At 62.4% G+C, this 20,359-nt stretch carries 13 protein-coding genes and 1 other RNA gene; 7 read left to right on the top strand and 7 right to left on the bottom strand.

Features of this window, described 5'->3' with window-relative positions; genetic code table 11:
- The 5 genes from AD664_RS21420 to xdhA form a co-directional block, all read right to left on the bottom strand.
- The coding region (locus AD664_RS21420) for a transposase (RefSeq protein ID WP_157061590.1) at window positions 1–291 on the bottom strand (291 nt) is incomplete at its 3' end.
- 250 nt (window positions 292–541) lie between these two features.
- Window positions 542–1,846 (bottom strand): guanine deaminase, encoded by a 1,305-nt coding sequence (gene guaD / locus AD664_RS21425; protein ID WP_053149482.1) that lies wholly within the window; start codon window positions 1,844–1,846, stop codon window positions 542–544.
- 21 nt (window positions 1,847–1,867) lie between these two features.
- The gene (gene xdhC, locus AD664_RS21430; protein WP_053149484.1) at window positions 1,868–2,710 is read right to left on the bottom strand and encodes a xanthine dehydrogenase accessory protein XdhC; all 843 of its coding nucleotides are present in this window, start codon (window positions 2,708–2,710) and stop codon (window positions 1,868–1,870) included.
- A gap of 123 nt (window positions 2,711–2,833) precedes the next feature.
- Window positions 2,834–5,233: a xanthine dehydrogenase molybdopterin binding subunit gene (gene xdhB / locus AD664_RS21435; RefSeq protein ID WP_053149488.1), complete on the bottom strand. Its 2,400-nt coding sequence runs from the start codon at window positions 5,231–5,233 to the stop codon at window positions 2,834–2,836.
- Complete coding sequence (gene xdhA, locus AD664_RS21440; RefSeq protein ID WP_053149491.1) at window positions 5,226–6,680, bottom strand: xanthine dehydrogenase small subunit; 1,455 nt, start codon at window positions 6,678–6,680, stop codon at window positions 5,226–5,228. Before xdhA ends, xdhB begins: the two co-directional genes overlap by 8 nt.
- Window positions 6,681–6,943: 263 nt before the next feature.
- On the opposite strand from xdhA, the gene AD664_RS21445 reads away from it, so the two are divergent.
- The 6 genes from AD664_RS21445 to ffs all read left to right on the top strand — a co-directional run bounded on the left by AD664_RS21445 (window position 6,944) and on the right by ffs (window position 16,937).
- Window positions 6,944–7,603 (top strand): GntR family transcriptional regulator, encoded by a 660-nt coding sequence (locus AD664_RS21445; protein ID WP_042728042.1) that lies wholly within the window; start codon window positions 6,944–6,946, stop codon window positions 7,601–7,603.
- Between the two features lies 1 nt (window position 7,604).
- The gene (gene smc, locus AD664_RS21450; protein ID WP_053149496.1) at window positions 7,605–11,093 is read left to right on the top strand and encodes a chromosome segregation protein SMC; all 3,489 of its coding nucleotides are present in this window, start codon (window positions 7,605–7,607) and stop codon (window positions 11,091–11,093) included.
- A 248-nt stretch (window positions 11,094–11,341) separates the two neighbouring features.
- Entirely contained in the window at window positions 11,342–12,187 is an 846-nt protein-coding gene (gene zipA, locus AD664_RS21455; RefSeq protein WP_053149499.1) for a cell division protein ZipA, read from the top strand.
- 254 nt (window positions 12,188–12,441) lie between these two features.
- Window positions 12,442–14,799: an NAD-dependent DNA ligase LigA gene (ligA, locus tag AD664_RS21460; protein ID WP_053149502.1), complete on the top strand. Its 2,358-nt coding sequence runs from the start codon at window positions 12,442–12,444 to the stop codon at window positions 14,797–14,799.
- 111 nt (window positions 14,800–14,910) lie between these two features.
- A complete protein-coding gene (locus AD664_RS21465; RefSeq protein WP_053149507.1) occupies window positions 14,911–16,071 on the top strand; it encodes a putative zinc-binding metallopeptidase in 1,161 nt (386 codons plus the stop codon).
- Between the two features lie 769 nt (window positions 16,072–16,840).
- An RNA gene (gene ffs, locus AD664_RS27255) (signal recognition particle sRNA small type) lies at window positions 16,841–16,937 on the top strand.
- 186 nt (window positions 16,938–17,123) lie between these two features.
- On the opposite strand, the gene AD664_RS21475 is transcribed toward ffs, so the two are convergent.
- Window positions 17,124–17,438 (bottom strand): helix-turn-helix domain-containing protein, encoded by a 315-nt coding sequence (locus AD664_RS21475; protein WP_042728037.1) that lies wholly within the window; start codon window positions 17,436–17,438, stop codon window positions 17,124–17,126.
- 335 nt (window positions 17,439–17,773) lie between these two features.
- On the opposite strand from AD664_RS21475, the gene AD664_RS21480 reads away from it, so the two are divergent.
- Window positions 17,774–19,516 carry a bifunctional diguanylate cyclase/phosphodiesterase gene (locus AD664_RS21480; RefSeq protein WP_053149513.1) on the top strand — a complete coding sequence of 581 codons (1,743 nt, stop codon included), beginning with the start codon at window positions 17,774–17,776 and terminating at the stop codon, window positions 19,514–19,516.
- On the opposite strand, the gene AD664_RS21485 is transcribed toward AD664_RS21480, so the two are convergent.
- Window positions 19,468–20,235 (bottom strand): ABC transporter substrate-binding protein, encoded by a 768-nt coding sequence (locus tag AD664_RS21485; RefSeq protein ID WP_053149516.1) that lies wholly within the window; start codon window positions 20,233–20,235, stop codon window positions 19,468–19,470. The genes AD664_RS21480 and AD664_RS21485 overlap by 49 nt on opposite strands.
- Window positions 20,236–20,359 lie beyond the last annotated feature (124 nt).

The raw sequence follows: 20,359 nt of genomic DNA on the forward strand, positions 1-20,359 counted from the left end.
ATCGATGGGGTCGGTCTTGGCATTCTTGCCCATAGCTACGGCGAAGGCTCTAGCCCGGCGAGGGTTGATCCTGAGCACATTGAAACCTGCCTCCTGCAGTGCTGCCATAACCTTTCGYTCATAGCCGCCCGTGGCTTCCAGTAACACCCGGCCAATCGTGTATTGGCTTAGCTGTTCGACCAGCTGTGCAAAACCCTCAGACGTATTGGGGACCTCATAGCCTTGGTTCTGTGGTCGAACCCAAACGACGAGATTTGATTTGGATATATCGATACCGACCCAGGAAATCATGGCAAAACCCTCTTACACTCAGAAATGAGAGTGCTCTGGCTTTGCCCACGCTTGTGATTCGAGTGCCGCTCGTACAACTGTTCGGGCTTATGGGCCAGAGTAGAAAGGTAGATGGCAGCTTTGCTCCCACTCGTGCTTCAAGCACCGCGGACTCACAGCTTGCCATCTACCCCTCTCACCCCAGAGTTTATTCCCTTACTCAGACACAAGCGGGCTTGCTCGCGAAAGCGGTGTAGCAGGCGAAGGAAATCTACCGCTGATGCACCAATTTACCGGCCGCGTAAGTCTCCATCACCGTCCGGTCATCCCCCAGGGTCATCAGCACGAACAACCGCTCGGCAATGTCCCGGGCCTGTTTAAGGCGATAGCCCAGCAGTGGCGTCGCGTTGTAGTCCAGTACCAGGAAGTCCGCGTCGGTGCCTGGCTGCAAGGTCCCGATCCGCTCTTCCAGGCGCAGGGCCCTGGCGCCGCCGAGGGTCGCCAGGTACAGCGATTTGAACGGGCTCAACCGCGCACCCTGCAACTGCATCACCTTGTAGGCTTCGTTCAGCGTGTGCAGCAGTGAAAAACTGGTGCCACCCCCCACGTCGGTGCCCAGGCCGACGTTCACCTTGTGCTTCTCGGCCATGGGCAGGTTGAACAGGCCGCTGCCCAGGAAGAAGTTCGACGTCGGGCAGAAGGCGATGGCCGAACCGGTTTCGGCCAGGCGTGCGCACTCGTCGTCGCACAGATGCACGCCGTGGGCGAACACCGAGCGCTCGCCCAGCAGTTGGTAGTGGTCGTAGACGTCCAGGTAACCCTTGCGCTCGGGAAACAGCGCCTTGACCCATTGCACTTCCTGCAGGTTTTCACTGATGTGGGTCTGCATGTACAGGTCGGGGTACTCGCTCAGCAACTGGCCGGCCAGCGTCAATTGTTCCGGGGTGCTGGTGGGGGCGAAGCGGGGCGTCACGGCGTAGTGCAGGCGGCCCTTGCCGTGCCAGCGCTCGATCAGCGCCTTGCTCTCGGTGTAGCTGGATTCGGCGGTGTCGGTCAGGTAGTCCGGGGCGTTGCGGTCCATCATCACTTTGCCGGCGATCATCCGCAGGTCAAGCTTCTGGGCCACTTCGAAGAAGGCGTTCACCGACTGTGGGTGCACGCTGCCGAACACCAGCGCCGTAGTGGTGCCATTGCGCAGCAGTTCCTTGACGAAAAGATCGGCCACGGCCGCGGCATGGGCCGGGTCGGCGAACTGGCTTTCGCAGGGGAAGGTGTAGGTGTTGAGCCAGTCCAGCAATTGCTCGCCATAGGCGCCCACCATGCCGGTTTGCGGCAGGTGTATGTGGGTGTCGATGAAGCCGGGGGTGATCAGCGCGTCGGGGTAATGGTTGATCTCGATGTCCGCAGCCAGGGTCGGCAACAGGTCATGGGCGTGGCCGATGGCGCTGATCTGGCCGTTTTCCACCACCAGCAGGCCGTCTTCGAAATACTCATAGGAGGCTTCGATCCCTACTTCGGCCGGGTCGGCGAGGCTGTGGAGCAGGGCGGCGCGGTAGGCTTTGCGTGTCAGGGGCATGAAAGGTTTCTCAATGAAGAATCAACGGTTGGCCTGGCTGCGGCGCGAGGCCGGCAGCAGCTTGGCGATCGGTTCGGCGCGCGCGGTGTGCTGGCCGAAGTCGGCGTTATAGGTGGCGATGATTTCGCCGGCGATGGAGATGGCGATTTCCACAGGCAGCTTGCCTTTGACTTCGCCGATGCCCATCGGGCAACGCAGGCGTTGCAAGGTGCCGCTGTCGAAGCCACGATCGCGCAGGCGATGTTCGAACTTGACCCGCTTGGTCTTCGAACCGATCAGGCCGAAGTAGGCGAAGTCGTTGCGCTTGAGGATCGCGGCGCTCAGTTCCAGGTCGAGCGCGTGGTTGTGGGTCATGACGATGCAGTAGCTGCCGGCGGGCAGTTCGTCGACTTCATCCAGTGGCTCTTCGGTGACGATCTTGCGTACGCCGTGGGGCAAGTGTTCGGGGAATTCCGCTTCCCGCGAGTCGATCCAGCACACCTTGCAAGGCAGGCTCGCCAGCAACGGCACCAGGGCGCGGCCGACATGGCCGGCACCGAACACGGCAATCTGCGCTTGCACCTGGCCCATGGGTTCGAACAGCAGCACCGTCACGCCACCGCAGCACTGGCCGAGGCTGGCGCCGAGGCTGAAGCGCTCCAGGTGGGTCGCTTGCTGGCCGCTGGCAAGCATCTGCCGGGCGATTTGCATGGCCTTGTATTCCAGGTGCCCGCCGCCGATGGTGTCGAACGTCTGGCTGGCGCTGATGACCATCTTCGAACCGGCGTTGCGCGGTGTGGAGCCGAGTTCTTCGATGATGGTCACCAGCACGCAGGGTTCGCCGCGGGTTTGCAGGTCGGCGAGGGCGCTGATCCAGTTGTACATGTTCACCTCGACATCTCTTTTGTCTGTTCCGGCCTCATCGCGAGCAAGCCCGCTCCCACATTGGATCGGTGTTCACAAATACCCTGTGGGAGCGAGCTTGCTCGCGATCGGCCGCGCCGTGGTCTAGAGCGAAGCCACTTCGACTTCAGCGTTCTCAGCCTTGACCGCCTTCAACCCACGCATCTGCTCGCAACCCCACAACACCCGTTCCGGTGTCGCCGGCGCGTCGATCTTCGGCTGGTGCCGGTAATCGCCCAGGCTCGCCACGGCGTCCTTGATGGCGCACCAGGCGGCGATGCCGAGCATGAACGGCGGCTCGCCCACGGCCTTGGAGTGGAACACGGTGTCTTCGGGGTTCTTGCGGTTTTCCACCAGCTTGACCCGCAAATCGAGCGGCATGTCGGCCACGGCGGGGATCTTGTAGCTGGCCGGACCGTTGGTCATCAGCTTGCCCTTGTCGTTCCACACCAGCTCTTCCATGGTCAGCCAACCCATGCCCTGGATGAAGCCGCCTTCGACCTGGCCAATGTCGATGGCCGGGTTCAGCGAGGCACCGACGTCGTGGAGGATGTCGGTGCGCAGCATCTTGTACTCGCCGGTGAGGGTGTCGACGATCACCTCGGCGCACGCCGCGCCATAGGCGTAGTAGTAGAACGGCCGGCCGCGGGCCTGGCTGCGGTCGTAGTAGATTTTCGGGGTCTTGTAGAAGCCGGTGCTCGACAGCGAGACCTGGGCGAAATACGCCTGCTGCACCAACGCCTCGAAGGTCAGGATGTGATCGCGCACCCGCACATGGCCGTTGTGGAAGACCACGTCTTCCTCGCTGACCTTGTACTGCCGCGCGGCGAATTCCACCAGGCGCCGCTTGATGATCTCGGCGGCATTCTGCGCCGCCTTGCCGTTGAGGTCGGCACCGCTGGAGGCGGCGGTGGGCGAGGTGTTGGGGACCTTGTCGGTGTTGGTCGCGGTGATCTGTACCCGGTCCATCTCCACCTGGAACACTTCGGCCACCACTTGCGCGACCTTGGTGTTCAGGCCCTGGCCCATTTCGGTGCCGCCGTGGTTCAGGTGGATGCTGCCGTCGGTGTAGATGTGGATCAGGGCACCGGCCTGGTTGAGGAAGCTGGCGGTGAACGAAATACCGAACTTCACCGGCGTCAACGCCAGGCCCTTTTTCAGGATCGGGCTATTGGCGTTGTAGCGCCGCACCGCTTCGCGGCGTTCGGCGTACTGGCTGCTTTCTTCCAGTTCGCGGGTCATTTCCTCGAGCATGTTGTGCTCGACGGTCTGGTAGTAGTGGGTGACGTTGCGCTCGGTCTTGCCGTAGTAGTTGGCCTTGCGCACGGCCAGAGGGTCGAGCGCCAGGTGCCGGGCGATGGCGTCCATGACTTCTTCGATGGCCACCATGCCTTGGGGGCCGCCGAAGCCGCGGTAGGCAGTGTTCGACGCGGTGTTGGTCTTGCAGCGATGGCCGTTGATGGTCGCGTCGCCCAGGTAATAGGCGTTGTCGGCATGGAACATCGCTCGGTCGACAATCGAGGCCGACAGGTCCGGTGAGCAGCCGCAGTTGCCGGCCAGTTCCAGGGCGATGCCATGCAGGCGCCCGGTGCTGTCGAAGCCCACGTCGTATTCGATGTAGAACGGGTGGCGCTTGCCGGTCATCAGCATGTCTTCGACCCGCGGCAGGCGCATCTTGGTCGGCTGCCCGGTGAGGTGGGCGACCACCGCGCACAGGCAGGCCGGGCTGGCGGCCTGGGTTTCCTTGCCGCCGAAGCCGCCGCCCATGCGGCGCATGTCCACCACCACCTTGTTCATCGACACGCCCAGCACTTCGGCCACCAGCTTCTGCACTTCGGTGGGGTTCTGGGTGGAGCAGTAGACGATCATGCCGCCGTCTTCGGTGGGCATCACCGAGGAGATCTGGGTTTCCAGGTAGAAATGTTCCTGCCCGCCGATGTGCAACGAGCCCTGGATGCGATATTCGGCGCTCGCCAGTGCGCCGGCCGAGTCACCGCGCTGATGGGTGTGGCTGTCGAGCACGAAGTGGCGTTTGCGCAATGCTTGGACCACGTCCAGCACTGGCTCCAGGTCTTCATATTCGACGATGGCCGCCATGGCTGCCTTGCGTGCGGTTTCCAGGTCCCGGGCGGCGACGGCCAGCACCGGCTGGCCAACGAATTGCACATCGTCGATCGCCAGCAGCGGGTCGCCGGGCAGCAACGGGCCGATGTCCTTGAGGCCCGGGATGTCTTCGTGGGTGATGGCAATGCGCACGCCTTCGAAGGCATAGCAAGGCGTGGTGTCGATGCGCAGGATCCGCGCGTGGGCACGGTCCGAGAGGCGCGCGTAGACGTGCAACTGGTTGGGGAATTCGAGGCGGTCGTCGATGTACTGCGCCTCGCCGGACACATGCTTGGCGGCGCTGTCGTGCTTGACGCTGCGGCCTACACCGGTGCTCAGGTCGCGGGCGAACAGCTCGGCCAGCTCGGCTTGGGTCTTCTCTACGGCGTGGTGGTTAGACATAAGCGGTCACCCGAGTCTCGATGTGCGGCGTTTGCAGTTCGATGAAGTACTTGCGCAGCAGGTTGCGGGCGCTGAGCAGGCGGTATTCCTTGCTGGCGCGAAAGTCCGAAAGCGGCGTGAAGTCTTCGGCCAGGGCCGCGCAGGCACGTTCGACGGTGCTGTCGTTCCACGGCGCCCCGATCAACACGGCTTCGCAATGGGTGGCGCGCTTAGGGGTCGCGGCCATGCCGCCGAAGGCCACGCGGGCATCGCGGACCACGCCGTTGTCGATGCGCAGGTTGAACGCCGCGCAAACGGCGGAAATGTCGTCGTCCAGGCGCTTGGACACCTTGTAGGCGCGGAACGCCTGCTCGGCGCTGGCACGGGGCACGATGATCTTCTCGATGAACTCGCTTTCCTGGCGGGCGGTCACCCGGTAGTCGATGAAGTAGTCTTCCAGCGCCAGGGTGCGGCGGGTCTGGCCCTTGCACAGGACGAGCTGCGCGCCGAGGGCGATCAGCAGGGGCGGCGAGTCGCCGATCGGCGAAGCGTTGCCAATGTTGCCGCCCAAGGTGCCCTGGTTGCGGATCTGCAAAGAGGCGAAGCGTTGCAGCAGGTCACCAAAGTCCGGGTATTCGGCCTTCAGGGCTTCGTAGCAGTCGGACAGCGCGGTGGCGGCGCCGATCTCCAGGCGATCGTCGAAACGCTCGACGCGCTTGAGTTCGGCGACGTTGCCGACATAGATCATCACCGGCAGGGTGCGGTGAAACTGGGTGACTTCCAACGCCAGGTCCGTGCCGCCCGCCAGCAGGCGCGCCTGGGGGTAGGCGTCATAGAGGTCGGCCAGGTCGGCCACGGTCAGGGGCACCAGGCAGCGCTTGTCGCCGCTGTTGAGTTCGCCGGTTTCGGTGGGGGCGATGGCTTTGAGGCGGGCGATGGTCTGGTCTTGGCGAGCGTCGAACTGATCCGGCTGGCTGGCGCAGCAGGCCAGTTCGGCGGCGGCCAGAATCGGTCGGTAGCCGGTGCAGCGACACAGGTTGCCGGCGAGGGCTTCATGGGCCTTGTGGGCGTCGGGTTGGGCGCTGTTCTTCTGCAGGGCGAACAACGACATGACAAAGCCCGGCGTGCAGAAGCCGCATTGCGAGCCATGGCAATCGACCATCGCTTGCTGGACGCTGTGCAACTGGCCCTGGTGCTTGAGGTCTTCGACGCTGATCAGCTGTTTGCCATGCAGGGACGAGACGAACGTCAGGCATGAGTTGAGGCTGCGATAGCGCAGGCCTTCGCGGCCGTTCTCGTCGGTGTGCAGTTCGCCCACCACCACGGTGCACGCGCCACAGTCGCCGCTGGCGCAGCCTTCCTTGGTACCGGATTTGCCGAGGTGCTCGCGCAGGTAATTGAGCACGGTCAGGTTCGGGTCCAGGGCATGCTCGCTACGGAGCTCCTGGTTGAGTAAAAACTGGATCACGGAAGGCCTCGCAGACTCATTATTGTTGTATCGACGTGGGCCGAATTTAGCAGGTCTGACTTTTCGGTCAATGATTTTCTGACTTAAAGGTCAGGAAAATTCGGTTTGTCGATTTACAACGGGTGAATTGAGTATTGACCCTCGGGCCATACCCTGCTTTTTTGCTTATATCGTGCCAAAACCCGGTACAGGCCCTGCGCCATGACGTAGTGAGTGCGCTACACTGCGCCGCTTGTGCAAATCGAAGAGTTTGAAGGAAAACCATGACGTTCAAGGCCCCGGACAGCCTCGCCGAGCAAATCGCCCATCATCTCGCCGAGCGCATCATTCGCGGTGAAATGAAGCCGGGAGAGCGCATCCAGGAGCAGAAGGTCACCCTGGCGCTAAACGTCAGCCGTGGTTCGGTCCGCGAGGCCTTGCTGATCCTGGAGCGGCGCCACCTGGTGGCGATCCTGCCGCGCCGTGGCGCCCACGTCACCGAACTCACTGAACACAAGGTGCGCAGCCTGTGCACGCTGATGAGCGAGCTGTACATCCTGCTGGGCAATGCCGTGGCCCATGGCTGGCAGCAACCGGCCGACATGGCGCCGTTCGTGGCGATCCAGCAGCGCCTGACGGACGCCTTCCAGCGCCAGGACATCCGCACCTTCGTCGATGAAAGCTTCAGCGTGATGCGCGCGGCGTACCCCTTTGCCAACAACCCGTACTTGCAGGAAACCGTCGAGAACCTGCAACCGGCCATGAGCCGTGCCTATTTCCTGGCGCTGGACCAGCGCAAGGCCGAAATGAGCGAGTTCCTCGATTTGTTCCAGCGCCTGCTCGTCGCCGTGCTGGCCCGTGATTTGCCGCAGATCCGCATCGTGCTGACGGCCTACGCCCAGCGCAGCTGCGACCTGGTGGTTTCTGCCCTGACGGCGGCCTGACGTGCGACTCAAGTGCATCAAGCTGGCGGGGTTCAAGTCCTTCGTCGACCCGACCACGGTGAACTTCCCCAGTAACATGGCGGCGGTGGTCGGCCCCAATGGCTGCGGCAAGTCGAACATCATCGACGCCGTGCGCTGGGTGATGGGCGAGAGTTCGGCCAAGAACCTGCGCGGCGAGTCGATGACCGACGTCATCTTCAACGGCTCCACCAGCCGCAAGCCCGTCAGCCAGGCCAGCATCGAACTGGTGTTCGATAACTCCGACAGCACCCTGGTGGGCGAGTACGCGGCCTACGCGGAGATTTCCATTCGCCGCAAGGTTACACGCGACAGCCAGAACAGTTACTTCCTGAACGGTGCCAAGTGCCGGCGCCGGGACATCACCGACATTTTCCTGGGGACCGGCCTGGGCCCGCGCAGCTACTCGATCATCGAGCAGGGCATGATCTCCAAGCTGATCGAGGCCAAGCCTGAAGACCTGCGCAACTTCATCGAAGAAGCCGCGGGTATTTCCAAATACAAGGAACGACGTCGGGAAACGGAAAACCGTATCCGCCGCACCCATGAAAACCTCGCTCGCCTGACCGACCTGCGCGAAGAGCTCGAACGGCAGCTCGAACGCCTGCACCGTCAGGCCGAGGCGGCCAAGAAGTACCAGGAATACAAGGCCGAGGAGCGTCAGCTCAAGGCCCAGCTCTCGGCCCTGCGCTGGCAGGCGTTGAACGAACAGGTTGGCCAGCGCGAGGCGGTCATCGGCAACCAGGAGGTCAGCTTCGAAGCACTGGTGGCCGAGCAGCGCAACGCCGACGCGGCCATCGAACGGCTGCGGGACGGGCACCATGACCTGTCCGAGCGCTTCAATCTGGTGCAAGGACGCTTCTATTCCGTGGGCGGCGACATCGCCCGGGTCGAACAGAGCATCCAGCATGGCCAGCAGCGGCTGCGCCAGTTGCAGGATGACTTGAAGGAAGCCGAACGCGCGCGGCTGGAAACCGAATCCCACCTGGGCCATGACCGTACGCTGCTGCTGACCCTTGGCGAAGAGCTGGAACGGCTCACGCCGGAGCAGGAAATCACCAGTGCTGCCGCCGAAGAAGCCGCCGCGGCCCTGGAAGAAGCCGAAGTGACCATGCATGGCTGGCAGGAACAATGGGACAGCTTCAACCTGACTTCGGCCGAGCCACGCCGCCAGGCCGAGGTCCAGCAGTCACGCATCCAACAGTTGGAAACCAGCATGGAGCGCCTGGCCGAGCGCCAGCGCCGTCTGGCCGAAGAGCGCGCCTTGCTGGCGGCGGACCCGGAAGACGCGGCGATCCTGGACCTGAGCGAGCAACTGGCGACCAGCGAAGCCACCCTCGAAGACTTGCAGGCCAGCGAGGACGCCCAAGTCGAGCGCCTGGAGCAGTTGCGCCAGGCCTTGCAGGCGGCTTTGCACAACCAGCAGCAGGCCCAGGGCGAATTGCAGCGGCTCAATGGCCGTCTTGCCTCGCTGGAAGCCTTGCAGCAGGCCGCGCTGGACCCGGGCACGGGCACCGCCGAATGGCTGCGCGACCAGCACCTGGCCGAGCGACCGCGGCTGGCCGAGGGCCTGAAGGTCGATGCCGGTTGGGAACTGGCGGTGGAGACCGTGCTGGGTGCCGACCTGCAAGCGGTGTTGGTGGACGATTTCGGCGGCTTCGACCTGTCGGGCTTCAGCCAGGGCGATTTGCGCCTGCTCAGCCCGGCGGGCGATGGGGTGCGCGTGCCCGGCAGCCTGCTGGACAAAGTCGAGGCCCAGGTCGACCTGTCGCCCTGGCTGGGCCAGGTCAAGCCGGTGGAGAGCCTCGAACAGGCCCTGGCGCTGCGAGGGCAACTGGCGCCGGGCGAGAGCCTGATCAGCCGCGACGGCTACTGGGTTGGCCGGCATTTCCTGCGGGTGCGCCGGGCCAGCGAAGCCGAGAGCGGGATGCTCGCCCGGGGTCAGGAAATCCAGCGCCTGGGTGCCGAGCGCGAAGAGCGCGAGGCCAGCGTCGAAGCCCTGGAAAGCGAATTGCAGAACCTGCGGGCGCAACAGCGTCAGCAGGAGAACGGCCGCGAACACCTGCGACGGCTGTTGCAGGACGAAGCTCGCCAGCAGGGCGAACTGAAGGCTCAGTTGTCGGCGGGCAAGGCCAAGGTCGAACAACTGGCGCTGCGCCGCACGCGGCTTGAAGAAGAGATCGCCGAGCTGGGTGAGCAGCGGGCGCTGGAGCACGAACAGATCGGCGAGGCGCGCCTGCAATTGCAGGAAGCCCTCGATGCCATGGCCCAGGACACCGAGCAGCGCGAGTTGCTGCTGGCCCAGCGCGACAGCCTGCGCGAGCGCCTGGACCGGGTGCGCCAAGAGGCGCGGCAGCATAAAGATCACGCCCATCAACTGGCCGTGCGCCTGGGCTCGCTCAAGGCGCAATACGATTCCACGCGCCAGGCGCTGGAACGCCTGGAAATGCAGTCCGAGCGCCTGACCGAAAAACGCGAGCAGTTGAGTCTCAACCTGGAGGAGGGCGAGGCGCCGCTGGAAGAGTTGCGCCTCAAGCTCGAAGAGTTGCTCGACAAGCGCATGACCGTCGACGAAGAACTCAAGACGGCGCAGATTGCCCTGGAAGACGCCGACCGCGAGCTGCGTGACGCCGAGAAGCGCCGTAGCCAGGCCGAGCAGCAATCCCAGTTGATCCGCACCCAGATGGAACAGCAACGCCTGGAATGGCAAGCCCTGACCGTGCGCCGCAAGGCCTTGCAGGACCAGTTGCTGGAGGATGGCTACGACCTCGACGGCGTGCTCGCCACCCTGGTGGCCGGCGCGAACGAGAAGGACGCCGAGGAAGAGCTCGAACGCATCGCCCAGCGCATCCAGCGCCTGGGTGCCATCAACCTGGCGGCCATCGACGAATACCAGCAGCAGTCCGAACGCAAACGCTACCTCGACGCGCAGAACGATGACCTGGTGGAAGCGCTGGAGACCCTGGAAAACGTCATCCGCAAGATCGACAAGGAAACCCGCAACCGCTTCAAGGATACCTTTGATCAGATCAACGGCGGTTTGCAGGCCCTTTTCCCAAAAGTTTTCGGCGGCGGCAGCGCGTACTTGGAACTGACGGGCGAAGATTTACTCGATACAGGGGTGACAATCATGGCGCGTCCTCCTGGCAAGAAGAACAGCACCATCCATTTGCTCTCCGGTGGCGAGAAGGCGTTGACCGCCCTGGCCCTGGTTTTTGCCATTTTCAAACTGAATCCGGCGCCGTTCTGCATGCTCGACGAAGTCGATGCACCCCTGGATGACGCTAACGTGGGCCGTTACGCACGACTGGTGAAGGAAATGTCCGAAACGGTGCAGTTCATCTACATCACCCACAACAAGATCGCCATGGAAATGGCCGACCAGTTGATGGGCGTGACCATGCACGAGCCGGGTTGCTCGCGGCTGGTGGCAGTGGATGTGGAGGAGGCCATGGCAATGGTGGATGCGTGAAGGGTGGGCCTGTAGGGCATCTACTTGGAGCGCTGTAGGTATTTTTTACCCTGACGCCTTCACAGATTGGCACAAGGCCATGCGACAGACGGTGTAAAGTTATCTTTGGTCGTGCTAGTTTAATGTCAATTTTTCGTATGCGTGGGCAAAAGGCCATTCAGAACATAGAGTTGGCGCCACGTTTTAAAGCGGTTTGCAATTAGCTAAGCCCCTTATTTTTCAGCATTTTTATAGAGGCACGGGATTACATGGAAATCGGTCTGCGCGAGTGGCTGATCGTCATCGGCATCATTGTCATTGCCGGTATTCTTTTCGACGGCTGGCGCCGCATGCGCGGTGGCAAGGGGAAACTGAAGTTTCGCCTGGACCGCAGCCTGTCGAACCTGCCGGATGACGATGGCAACGCCGAACTGCTGGGCCCGCCCCGAGTGCTCGACACGCACAAAGAGCCGCAGCTCGATGAGCACGACCTGCCGTCGATGAGCGCCCCGGTGCGCGAGCCCCGTGAGTCTGGCTCCAAGCGCGGCAAGCGCAACAGCGAGCCATCCCAGGGCGACCTGAACCTCAACCTGGACCTGGACGGCGGCCCGAGCCTGAACAGCCGTGACGACGATTTCCCGGACGAGAACAGGACATCTAGCGCCGACAAGGATCAGGCCCAGGCCGAGGAAGTGCTGGTGATCAGCGTGATCTGCCGCGACCCGGCCGGCTTCAAGGGCCCGGCGCTGTTGCAGAACATCCTGGAAAGTGGCCTGCGCTTCGGCGAGATGGACATTTTCCACCGGCACGAAAGCATGGCCGGCAACGGCGAGGTGCTGTTCTCCATGGCCAACGCCGTCAAGCCGGGTGTGTTCGACCTGGACGACATCGACCATTTCAGCACGCCGGCGGTCAGCTTCTTCCTCGGCCTGCCAGGCCCGCGTCATCCCAAGCAGGCCTTCGATGTGATGGTGGCCGCGGCTCGCAAGCTGTCCCAGGAGCTCAATGGCGAACTGAAGGATGACCAGCGCAGCGTGCTGACCGCCCAGACCATCGAGCACTACCGCCAGCGCATCGTCGAGTTCGAGCGTCGGGCGTTGACCCAGAAGCGCTGAAGTCATCAGAGACGTGTAGCTGAGGGACTTTGTGGCGAGGGGATTTATCCCCGTTGGGCTGCGTAGCAGCCCTAAAACCTGACGCTCCGGCCTGATCAGGCTAATTGAATGGATGGCTTTGGGATTACTTCGCAGCCCAGCGGGGATAGATCCCCTCGCCACAGGTTCTGTATGGGTAGGTTCGGGTGCGAACTGCCGAAGATTTTAAAAGATTGAGCAGCCTAGGCTGCTTTTTTGCTTTATGAGAGAACACTATGAAAGCCGCTGAAACCCGCATCCTAGAGCTGCGCACCGAACTGGATCAGCACAATTACCGCTACCACGTCCTCGATGAGCCGAGTATTCCGGACGCCGAGTACGACCGCCTGTTCCACGAGCTCAAGGCCCTGGAAGAGCAACACCCGGAGCTGGTGACGAGCGACTCCCCGACCCAGCGGGTCGGCAGCGTGGCGCTGTCGGCGTTCAGCCAGGTGCGGCATGAGATCCCGATGCTCAGCCTGGGCAACGCCTTCGACGAAACCACGATGCGCGAATTCGACCGCCGGGTGACCGAAGGCCTCGATTTGCCGATGGGCGATCTGCTGGGTGGCGGGGCGGCGGTGGAGTACAGCTGCGAACCCAAGCTCGATGGTCTGGCGGTCAGCCTGTTGTACCAGGATGGCGTGCTGGTGCGCGGTGCCACGCGCGGTGATGGCACCACCGGCGAAGACATCAGCGTCAATGTGCGCACCGTGCGCAACATCCCGCTCAAGTTGCAGGGCAGCGGCTGGCCGCCGGTGCTGGAGGTGCGTGGCGAGGTGTACATGTCCAAGGCCGGCTTCGAGCGCCTCAATGCCTCGCAGCTGGAGGTGGGTGGCAAGACCTTCGCCAACCCGCGCAACGCGGCGGCGGGCAGCTTGCGACAACTGGACTCGAAGATCACTGCCAACCGTCCCCTGGAATTCTGCTGCTACGGCATTGGCCAGGTCAGTCGCGACATCGCCGACACGCACATCGGCAATCTCAAGCAGCTCAAGGCCTGGGGCATGCCCATCAGCCGCGAGCTGAAGCTGGCCCATGGCATCGATGAATGCCTGGACTACTACCGCGACATCGGCGAGCGGCGCAACGCACTGCCCTACGAGATCGACGGCGTGGTGTTCAAGGTCAACAGCATCGCCTCCCAGCGCGAACTCGGTTTTCGCGCCCGTGAGCCACGTTGGGCGATCGCCCATAAATTCCCGGCCAGTGAAGAGCTCACCGAACTGCTGGACGTCGAGTTCCAGGTCGGTCGCACCGGTGCGGTCACGCCCGTGGCCCGGCTCAAGCCGGTGAAAGTGGCTGGCGTGACCGTGGCCAACGCCACGCTGCACAACATGGACGAAGTGGCGCGGCTGGGCCTGATGATCGGCGACACGGTGATCATTCGCCGTGCCGGTGACGTGATCCCGCAGGTGGTGCAAGTCGTTACCGAGCGGCGTCCGGAACATGCTCGTTCGGTGGAAATCCCCCAGCAGTGTCCGGTGTGCGGCTCCCATGTGGAGCGCACGCAACTGATCAAGCGCAGCAAAGGCCGCGAAACCATCAGCGAAGGCGCGGTGTACCGCTGCGTGGGTCGGCTGGCCTGCGGGGCGCAGCTCAAGCAGGCGATCATCCATTTCGTCTCGCGCCGGGCCATGGACATCGAAGGCCTGGGCGAGAAGAGCGTCGAACAGTTGGTGGATGAAGGCCTGGTGGGGTCGCCGGCGGACCTGTATGCGCTGACGTTCGAGCAGGTGGTCGACCTGGAAGGCTTCGCCGAGCTGTCGAGCAAGAACCTGCTGGCGGCGATTGCCGACAGCAAGAAACCGAGCCTGGCGCGTTTCGTCTACGCGCTGGGCATCCCGGACGTGGGCGAGGAAACCGCCAAGGTCCTGGCCCGTTCCCTCGGCTCCCTGGAGCGCGTCCAGGCGGCCTTGCCGCAGGTGCTCACGTACCTGCCGGACATCGGCCTGGAAGTGGCTCACGAGATCCACAGCTTCTTCGAAGACCCGCACAACCGCCAGGTGATCAAGGACCTGCTGCGCCACGGCCTGGACATTCAGGATCAGGGCGAGCTGGGGGCCGAGTTCTCTGCCAGTACCACCCTCGGTGGCTTCCTCGACAAGTTGCACGTGCCATCGGTCGGGCCGGGTGGGGCGCAGAAACTGGCGGACAAGTTCGGTTCGCTCGAAGCAGTCATGGACGCCGACTGGCTGGACATGCGCCAGGCGTTGCCGGAAAAACAGGCCAACGCCGTGCGCGAGTTTTTTGCCAGCGCCGAGAATCGCCAGCAAGCGCAGGCCGCCGAGCAGCAGTTGCGCGATTTCGGCATGCACTGGCAGAGCGAGAAGAAAGTCGTCGAAGGGTTGCCCGAGGCGGGTCACACCTGGGTGTTGACCGGTTCGCTGGAACTGATGAGTCGCGACGTCGCCAAGGAGAAGCTGGAGGGGCTGGGGGCCAAGGTCGCCGGTTCCGTGTCGGCGAAGACCCATTGTGTCGTGGCCGGGCCGGGCGCGGGTTCGAAGTTGACCAAGGCCAATGAGCTGGGGCTCAAGGTGCTGGATGAAGAAGCGTTTGTCGCGTTTCTTGGCCTGCATGGCATCACGGTCTAGCTGGCAGCGACCGGGGTGGCTGTGCCGCCCAGCGGGAGCGAGCTCCCTCGCCACGGGAACGATCGGGGGATGTGGATGATCTAGTCTTGCAGACTCCCGGGAGAGATCGCCATGTACCGCTTCTTCGAACAACTGAGCTCACGCATCGCCGCGCCGTTCCTGGGGGACCGTTCGCGTAACAGCAAGGTCTGGCCGTGTCGGTGCGGGCAGTCATTGTTTTTTCGCAACAGCCAATGCCTGGCCTGCCTGGCGGTGCTGGGCTATCAACCGGAACAGAGCCGTCTCTGCTCCTTGCAACCCGGCGAGCAACCCGACACCTGGACCCTGGATGCCGACCCGCAGGCCGGATTTTTCCGTCGTTGCGCCAATCTGGACACTCCGGCTGGGTGCAATTGGTTGCTGCCAGCCAACGACCACGACACTTTGTGCATCGCCTGTCGCCTGAACCGCACCATTCCCGACCTGTCGATCCCGGAGAACCCCGAGCGTTGGCGCAAGGTCGAGATCGCTAAGCGTCGCCTGGTAGCGCAGTTGATCACCCTCGGCTTGCCGGTCGTCGCGAAAACCGTCGACGAGACGGCCGGCCTGGCTTTCGATTTCATCGGTGTCGACCCGGACGGCAAACCGCCGATGACCGGCCACGCCAGTGGGCTGATCACCCTCGACATCAAAGAGGCGGACGACGCCCATCGCGAATACGTGCGCCAGCAGATGCGCGAACCTTATCGCACCTTGCTCGGGCATTTCCGTCACGAGGTGGGTCACTACTACTGGGATCGGTTGATCGCCAACAGCCATTGGCTCGAAGCGTTCCGGGCGCTGTTCGGCGACGAGCGCGCCAGCTATGCCGAAGCCCTGGATCGTCACTACCAGCAGGGCGCACCGCTGGACTGGCAAACGCACTACGTCAGCGCCTACGCGACCATGCATCCCTGGGAGGACTGGGCCGAGACCTGGGCGCACTACCTACACATGATGGATGCCGTGGACACCGCACTAGGCTTCGGCATGAGCGCCCGGGAAATGGATTTCGACTACCAACCGTTCCCGCCCGAGACCTTGTACGACCCGGGGCATGCCGGGGGCGCGGCCTTTCTCTCGTTCGTCAACGCCTGGATCGAACTGGCCGGCATGCTCAACGAACTTTCGCGCAGCATGGGCCAGCCGGATTTCTACCCGTTCGTCGTACCGGCTGCGGTCATCACCAAGTTGCATTTCATTCATCTGGTGATTCAGGAGGAGGGTGGTCGGGCAGATGAGGTGCTGTTGTAGCCTCTTTGGCGTAGTCCATTGAAGACAGTTAAGTAATGCCGTTTGTGTATACGGCGCTTTGAGTTTGAAGTTTCTTTTACCATACGAGCCGCCATGGACGATGGCTTACTAATTATGGATGAAACGATGAAACTTCATGAACAGCATCAAACCACGATCATTCCCAATGCGCCGCGCCGACTTTCCCAGGCTGGCCAAAGCCGCTACAGCCTTATATTGGCGTGGCAGATTCCCGATAACGTCCGGCCCGAACAGTTGGCCGCACACACGTTCAAGGTGACTGCGCTCGCTACAGGGCAGCCCCAGCACGTCCCCGCAACCACAGTGCGCCCGGACGGCCGAGGCTGGTACCGGCACGAAATACGCGTCAGCGGGGGAGCCCAACCCGTGTCGTTCAATGTTCAGGTCAGGGCCCAGGCACTCAACGGGGAATACGGTCCTTTTTGTCCTGCACTGGTGTGTACAACTTCCTCTTGAGGGTTGTGAGGATTCAGGGGTAGTCACTTGTTGAATTTTGCTCGGGTTGCTGTAATCCAGACACCTGTCCCTGACTTCGAGAGTAGCAATGCGTGGGGGCGAGCTTGCTCGCGAAAGCCCGCTCCCACGCGACCTCGATGCCGAACCCGCCTCCACCCTCCCAAGTGGCCGCCGCTCCCCCAGCAAGTGCTTGAGCCTCTTCGATTTTTAATCCATGGCGAACGGTTGTAACTTCTCGCCAGATAGGTACAATGGCGCGGCTCGCCGTCAGGCAGCGTCGTTATGGTGACCCCATCGGTCCCCCCGCAACGATTACCCGTGAACCTGGTCAGATCCGGAAGGAAGCAGCCACAGCGGGAACATTGTGTGCCGGGGTGTGGCTGGTGGGGTTGCCTCCATAACGCTCTCAAGCCTTCGTTCGCAAGGTTCGTAAAATTCCCTTTTTTAGTTGCCCGATCGACAGATCGCTGCTTTCTGCTGCCCGGACATCGGCTGGCAGGGCAACCGATTGCCCACGCAAAAGCCTGGCTGCCGTCTCGCCGGCAAACCAGGCTTTTTTGTGTTTCACAACTGCATCAAGGCTTGGACATGGCCTGGTCAACCGCTGCGATCAGCTTTCCCAGATCCTTCGGGGTGGCTTTGTGTATGACACCGAACAGATACGCTCGCTGTTCTTCTTCATCGGCCATGTCGCTAAAAAAGGCCTTCAACTGCACATCCAGTACGTCGGCAAGCATGAACAAGGCTTCGACGCTGGGGGTGTAGGTGCCGGTTTCGAAACGGCTGATGGTTTTGGGGTCAAAACCGGTTTTTTCGCCAAGTTCAGCCTGAGTTAGCCCCGCTACTTTGCGATAGCGTCTGATGGCTGGACCCAAACTTGAAATTTGCATCGCTTAATTCCCATTTAGAATCAAGAACTTAACGATAGATTTTTGCATTAGGCAACCGCATGATTCATCACCTTGCTTTGCAAAATGTGATGTGTTTCGTAGAATCGGCCTTTGGTATGGGCATTTGGTGACCTGTTGCAGAGGTCGGCATGCGCGAAAAGAATCCGCCATGCACGTCAGCTCGTGACCAACGGTATGGGGGTTGGTCCTCCGGATCGTGCTGCCAGGGCCCGGATCCAGCTTACCTCAAGGTCTTTGAGCCTAGTTGATTTTCGCCTCTGCGAGGGCGGCAACCGCGCGCGCCAAATGAGCCTGACTCATGGATGACTGCTTCGATGGATAAGAAGTACCGCAGAGCCGTTGACGCTGCCGCGATTTTCTCCGAAACCGATTTGAGCGGGCGCATTACCTACGTCAACGAGCCGTTCTGCCAACTGTTCGGCTATTCGCGTGAGGAGCTGCTGGGGGCGAACCATCGCCTGCTCAATTCCGGCCAGCACCCTGACGAGTTCTTCAGTGCCATGTGGCGCACCATTACCCTGGGGCAGGTCTGGAAAGGCGAGATCTGCAACCGGGCCAAGGACGGTACGTTGCATTGGGTCGATACCACCCTGGTGCCGGTGATCGACGACGATACCGGGCAGATCGAGCGCTACCTGGCGATTCGCTTCGACGTCAGCGAAAAGCGCCGACTGCTGCACTCGTTGCAATGGCGAGTCGGCCATGACGTGCTGACAGGCCTGCCCAATCGCACCTACCTTTCCGAACTGCTGGACCAGGCCCTGGCGTTTTCCCGGGCGGAAAACCTGCCCCTGGCGGTCTGCATGCTCGATCTCGATGGGTTCAAGGCCGTCAACGATGGGCATGGCCATGCCAGTGGCGATCAACTGTTGGTGGAGGTCGCCCGGCGCCTGCGCAGTATTGTGCGTGGCGAGGACGTGGTCGCGCGGCTGGCTGGGGATGAATTTGTACTGGTGTTGCGCCATGTGCGCGGCATCGATGAACTGAACGCGGCGTTGAACCGGGTGTTGATCGCCGTTTCCATGCCCTATTCCATTGATGGCAAGAGCGTCAAGGTCTTCGCCAGCATCGGCGTCACGCTGTTCCCGTGGGATGACGAAGACGCCGAGACCTTGTTGCGCCACGCCGACCAGGCGATGTACGTGGCCAAGCAAAGCGGCCGCAACCGTTTCCACCTGTTCGATGTATCCCGCGACAAGGAAGTGCGCGCCACCTATCAAACGGTCGAGCGGGTACGGCAGGCACTGGTGAACGATGAGTTGCGCCTGCACTTCCAGCCCAAGGTCAACATGCGCAGTGGCACCGTGGTCGGCCTGGAGGCGCTGCTGCGCTGGAAGCATCCGCAACGGGGCCTGGTGCCGCCTGGGGAGTTCCTGCCGCTGGTGGAGGAAACCGACCTGATCGTCGAGATCGGCGAGTGGGTCATGGGGCAGGTCCTGACCCAACTGCAGCAGTGGCAGCAAGCGGGGCAGGGGTGGCCGGTGAGCATCAATATCTCGGCCCGGCATTTCCAGCGAGCGGACTTCGTCGAGCGGCTGCGGCAGGTGCTGGAGCGATATCCGGCGGTGTCGCCGCGCCTGCTGGACCTGCAGATCGTCGAGTCCGTCGCCGTGGAAAACCTCGTCCATGTCAGCGCCTGCCTCCAGGCCTGCCAGGCACTGGGCGTGAAGTTTTCACTGGGCGGCTTCGGCACCGGTTTTTGTTCGCTCAATGACCTCAAGCGCTTACGCACGCAAACCATCAAGATCGACAAGGCGTTCGTCCGCGACATCCTGCATGACCAGGATGACCTGGCGCTGACCGAAGCGGTGATCGGCCTGGCCCGGGCGTTTGGTCGCGAGGTCGTGGCCGAGGGGCTGGACAGCCTCGAACATGGGCAACTGCTGTTGCGCCTGGGCTGCGAGGTCGCCCAGGGGTATTTCATTGCCCGGCCCATGCCGGCCGAACGGGTACCGGGCTGGGTGACGAGCTTCATTCCTCCGACGCAATGGCGGCAGCGGTCGGACGGTCAAGGCGATCGGGTGTCGCTCGCCGACTCCACGTTGCGACCGGTGTAGAGCTGGATGATCGTGTCGATTTCCCCTGACAGTTTCATTTTCAACAGGGTACGCAGGATGCGTTGGGCGGGGATTGTCGGATCGTTGCGCACATAACAGCTCAGTTCCCGCTCCTGGAGCACTGCTACCTCCTGCAATTGCCGGTCGGCGGCGTGCCGTTGATTGAACCAGTCCAGCGCCCATTGGTTGCTCACCGCGTAGCGATACCGCCCGGCCAGCAGTTTCGCCAGCACCTGATCCTGGCTGCGGGCGTCGTCTCGCCTTAGCTGGCCGCTGTCGAACAGCGGTTGCAAGGTTGGGTAGGAATAACTGAGCACGGTGCCGATGGGTTGCGGTTCCAGTCGCGCCGGTACCACGCCCTCGGGGCCGCCTGGGGGGCCGACGAGCAGGTCGCGCTGGAAGAACAACGGGATGCTCCAGAGATAATTGCGACTGTCGTCATGCACCCATTCCGGGGTGACATAACAGCGCAAATCGGTTTCACCGTTTTTCATGGCGCCGTCCAGTCGGGCGCGGGACAGCACGTGAAATTCGGCCGGCATGCCGACCTGGGTGGCCAGGCTGAGCAGGATGTCGGGCAATATGCCCTGGGTCGGCCGGCCGCGTTCGATCTGCACCATGGGCATGGCCCAGCCGTCGGTGATGGCGATACGCAAGGGTACTTCTTCTGCCAGACAACTGGTCCCCAGCAACAGCAAAGCCCCCATGGCTGTGCGCATAAACTCTCCTGACCAAGCCAAACCGTGTCGACAACCGAGCCCCAGACCCAAGCTTAGACATATTAGACGAGCGCACCGGATGCAATTTCGCCCCTGCTCCGCTAGCATTAGCCGCTTATGTTCC

Origin of the sequence: Pseudomonas sp. P97.38 (assembly GCF_001269745.1) — a bacterium.
In the GTDB taxonomy this organism is placed as follows: Bacteria; Pseudomonadota; Gammaproteobacteria; order Pseudomonadales; family Pseudomonadaceae; genus Aquipseudomonas; species Aquipseudomonas chlororaphis_E.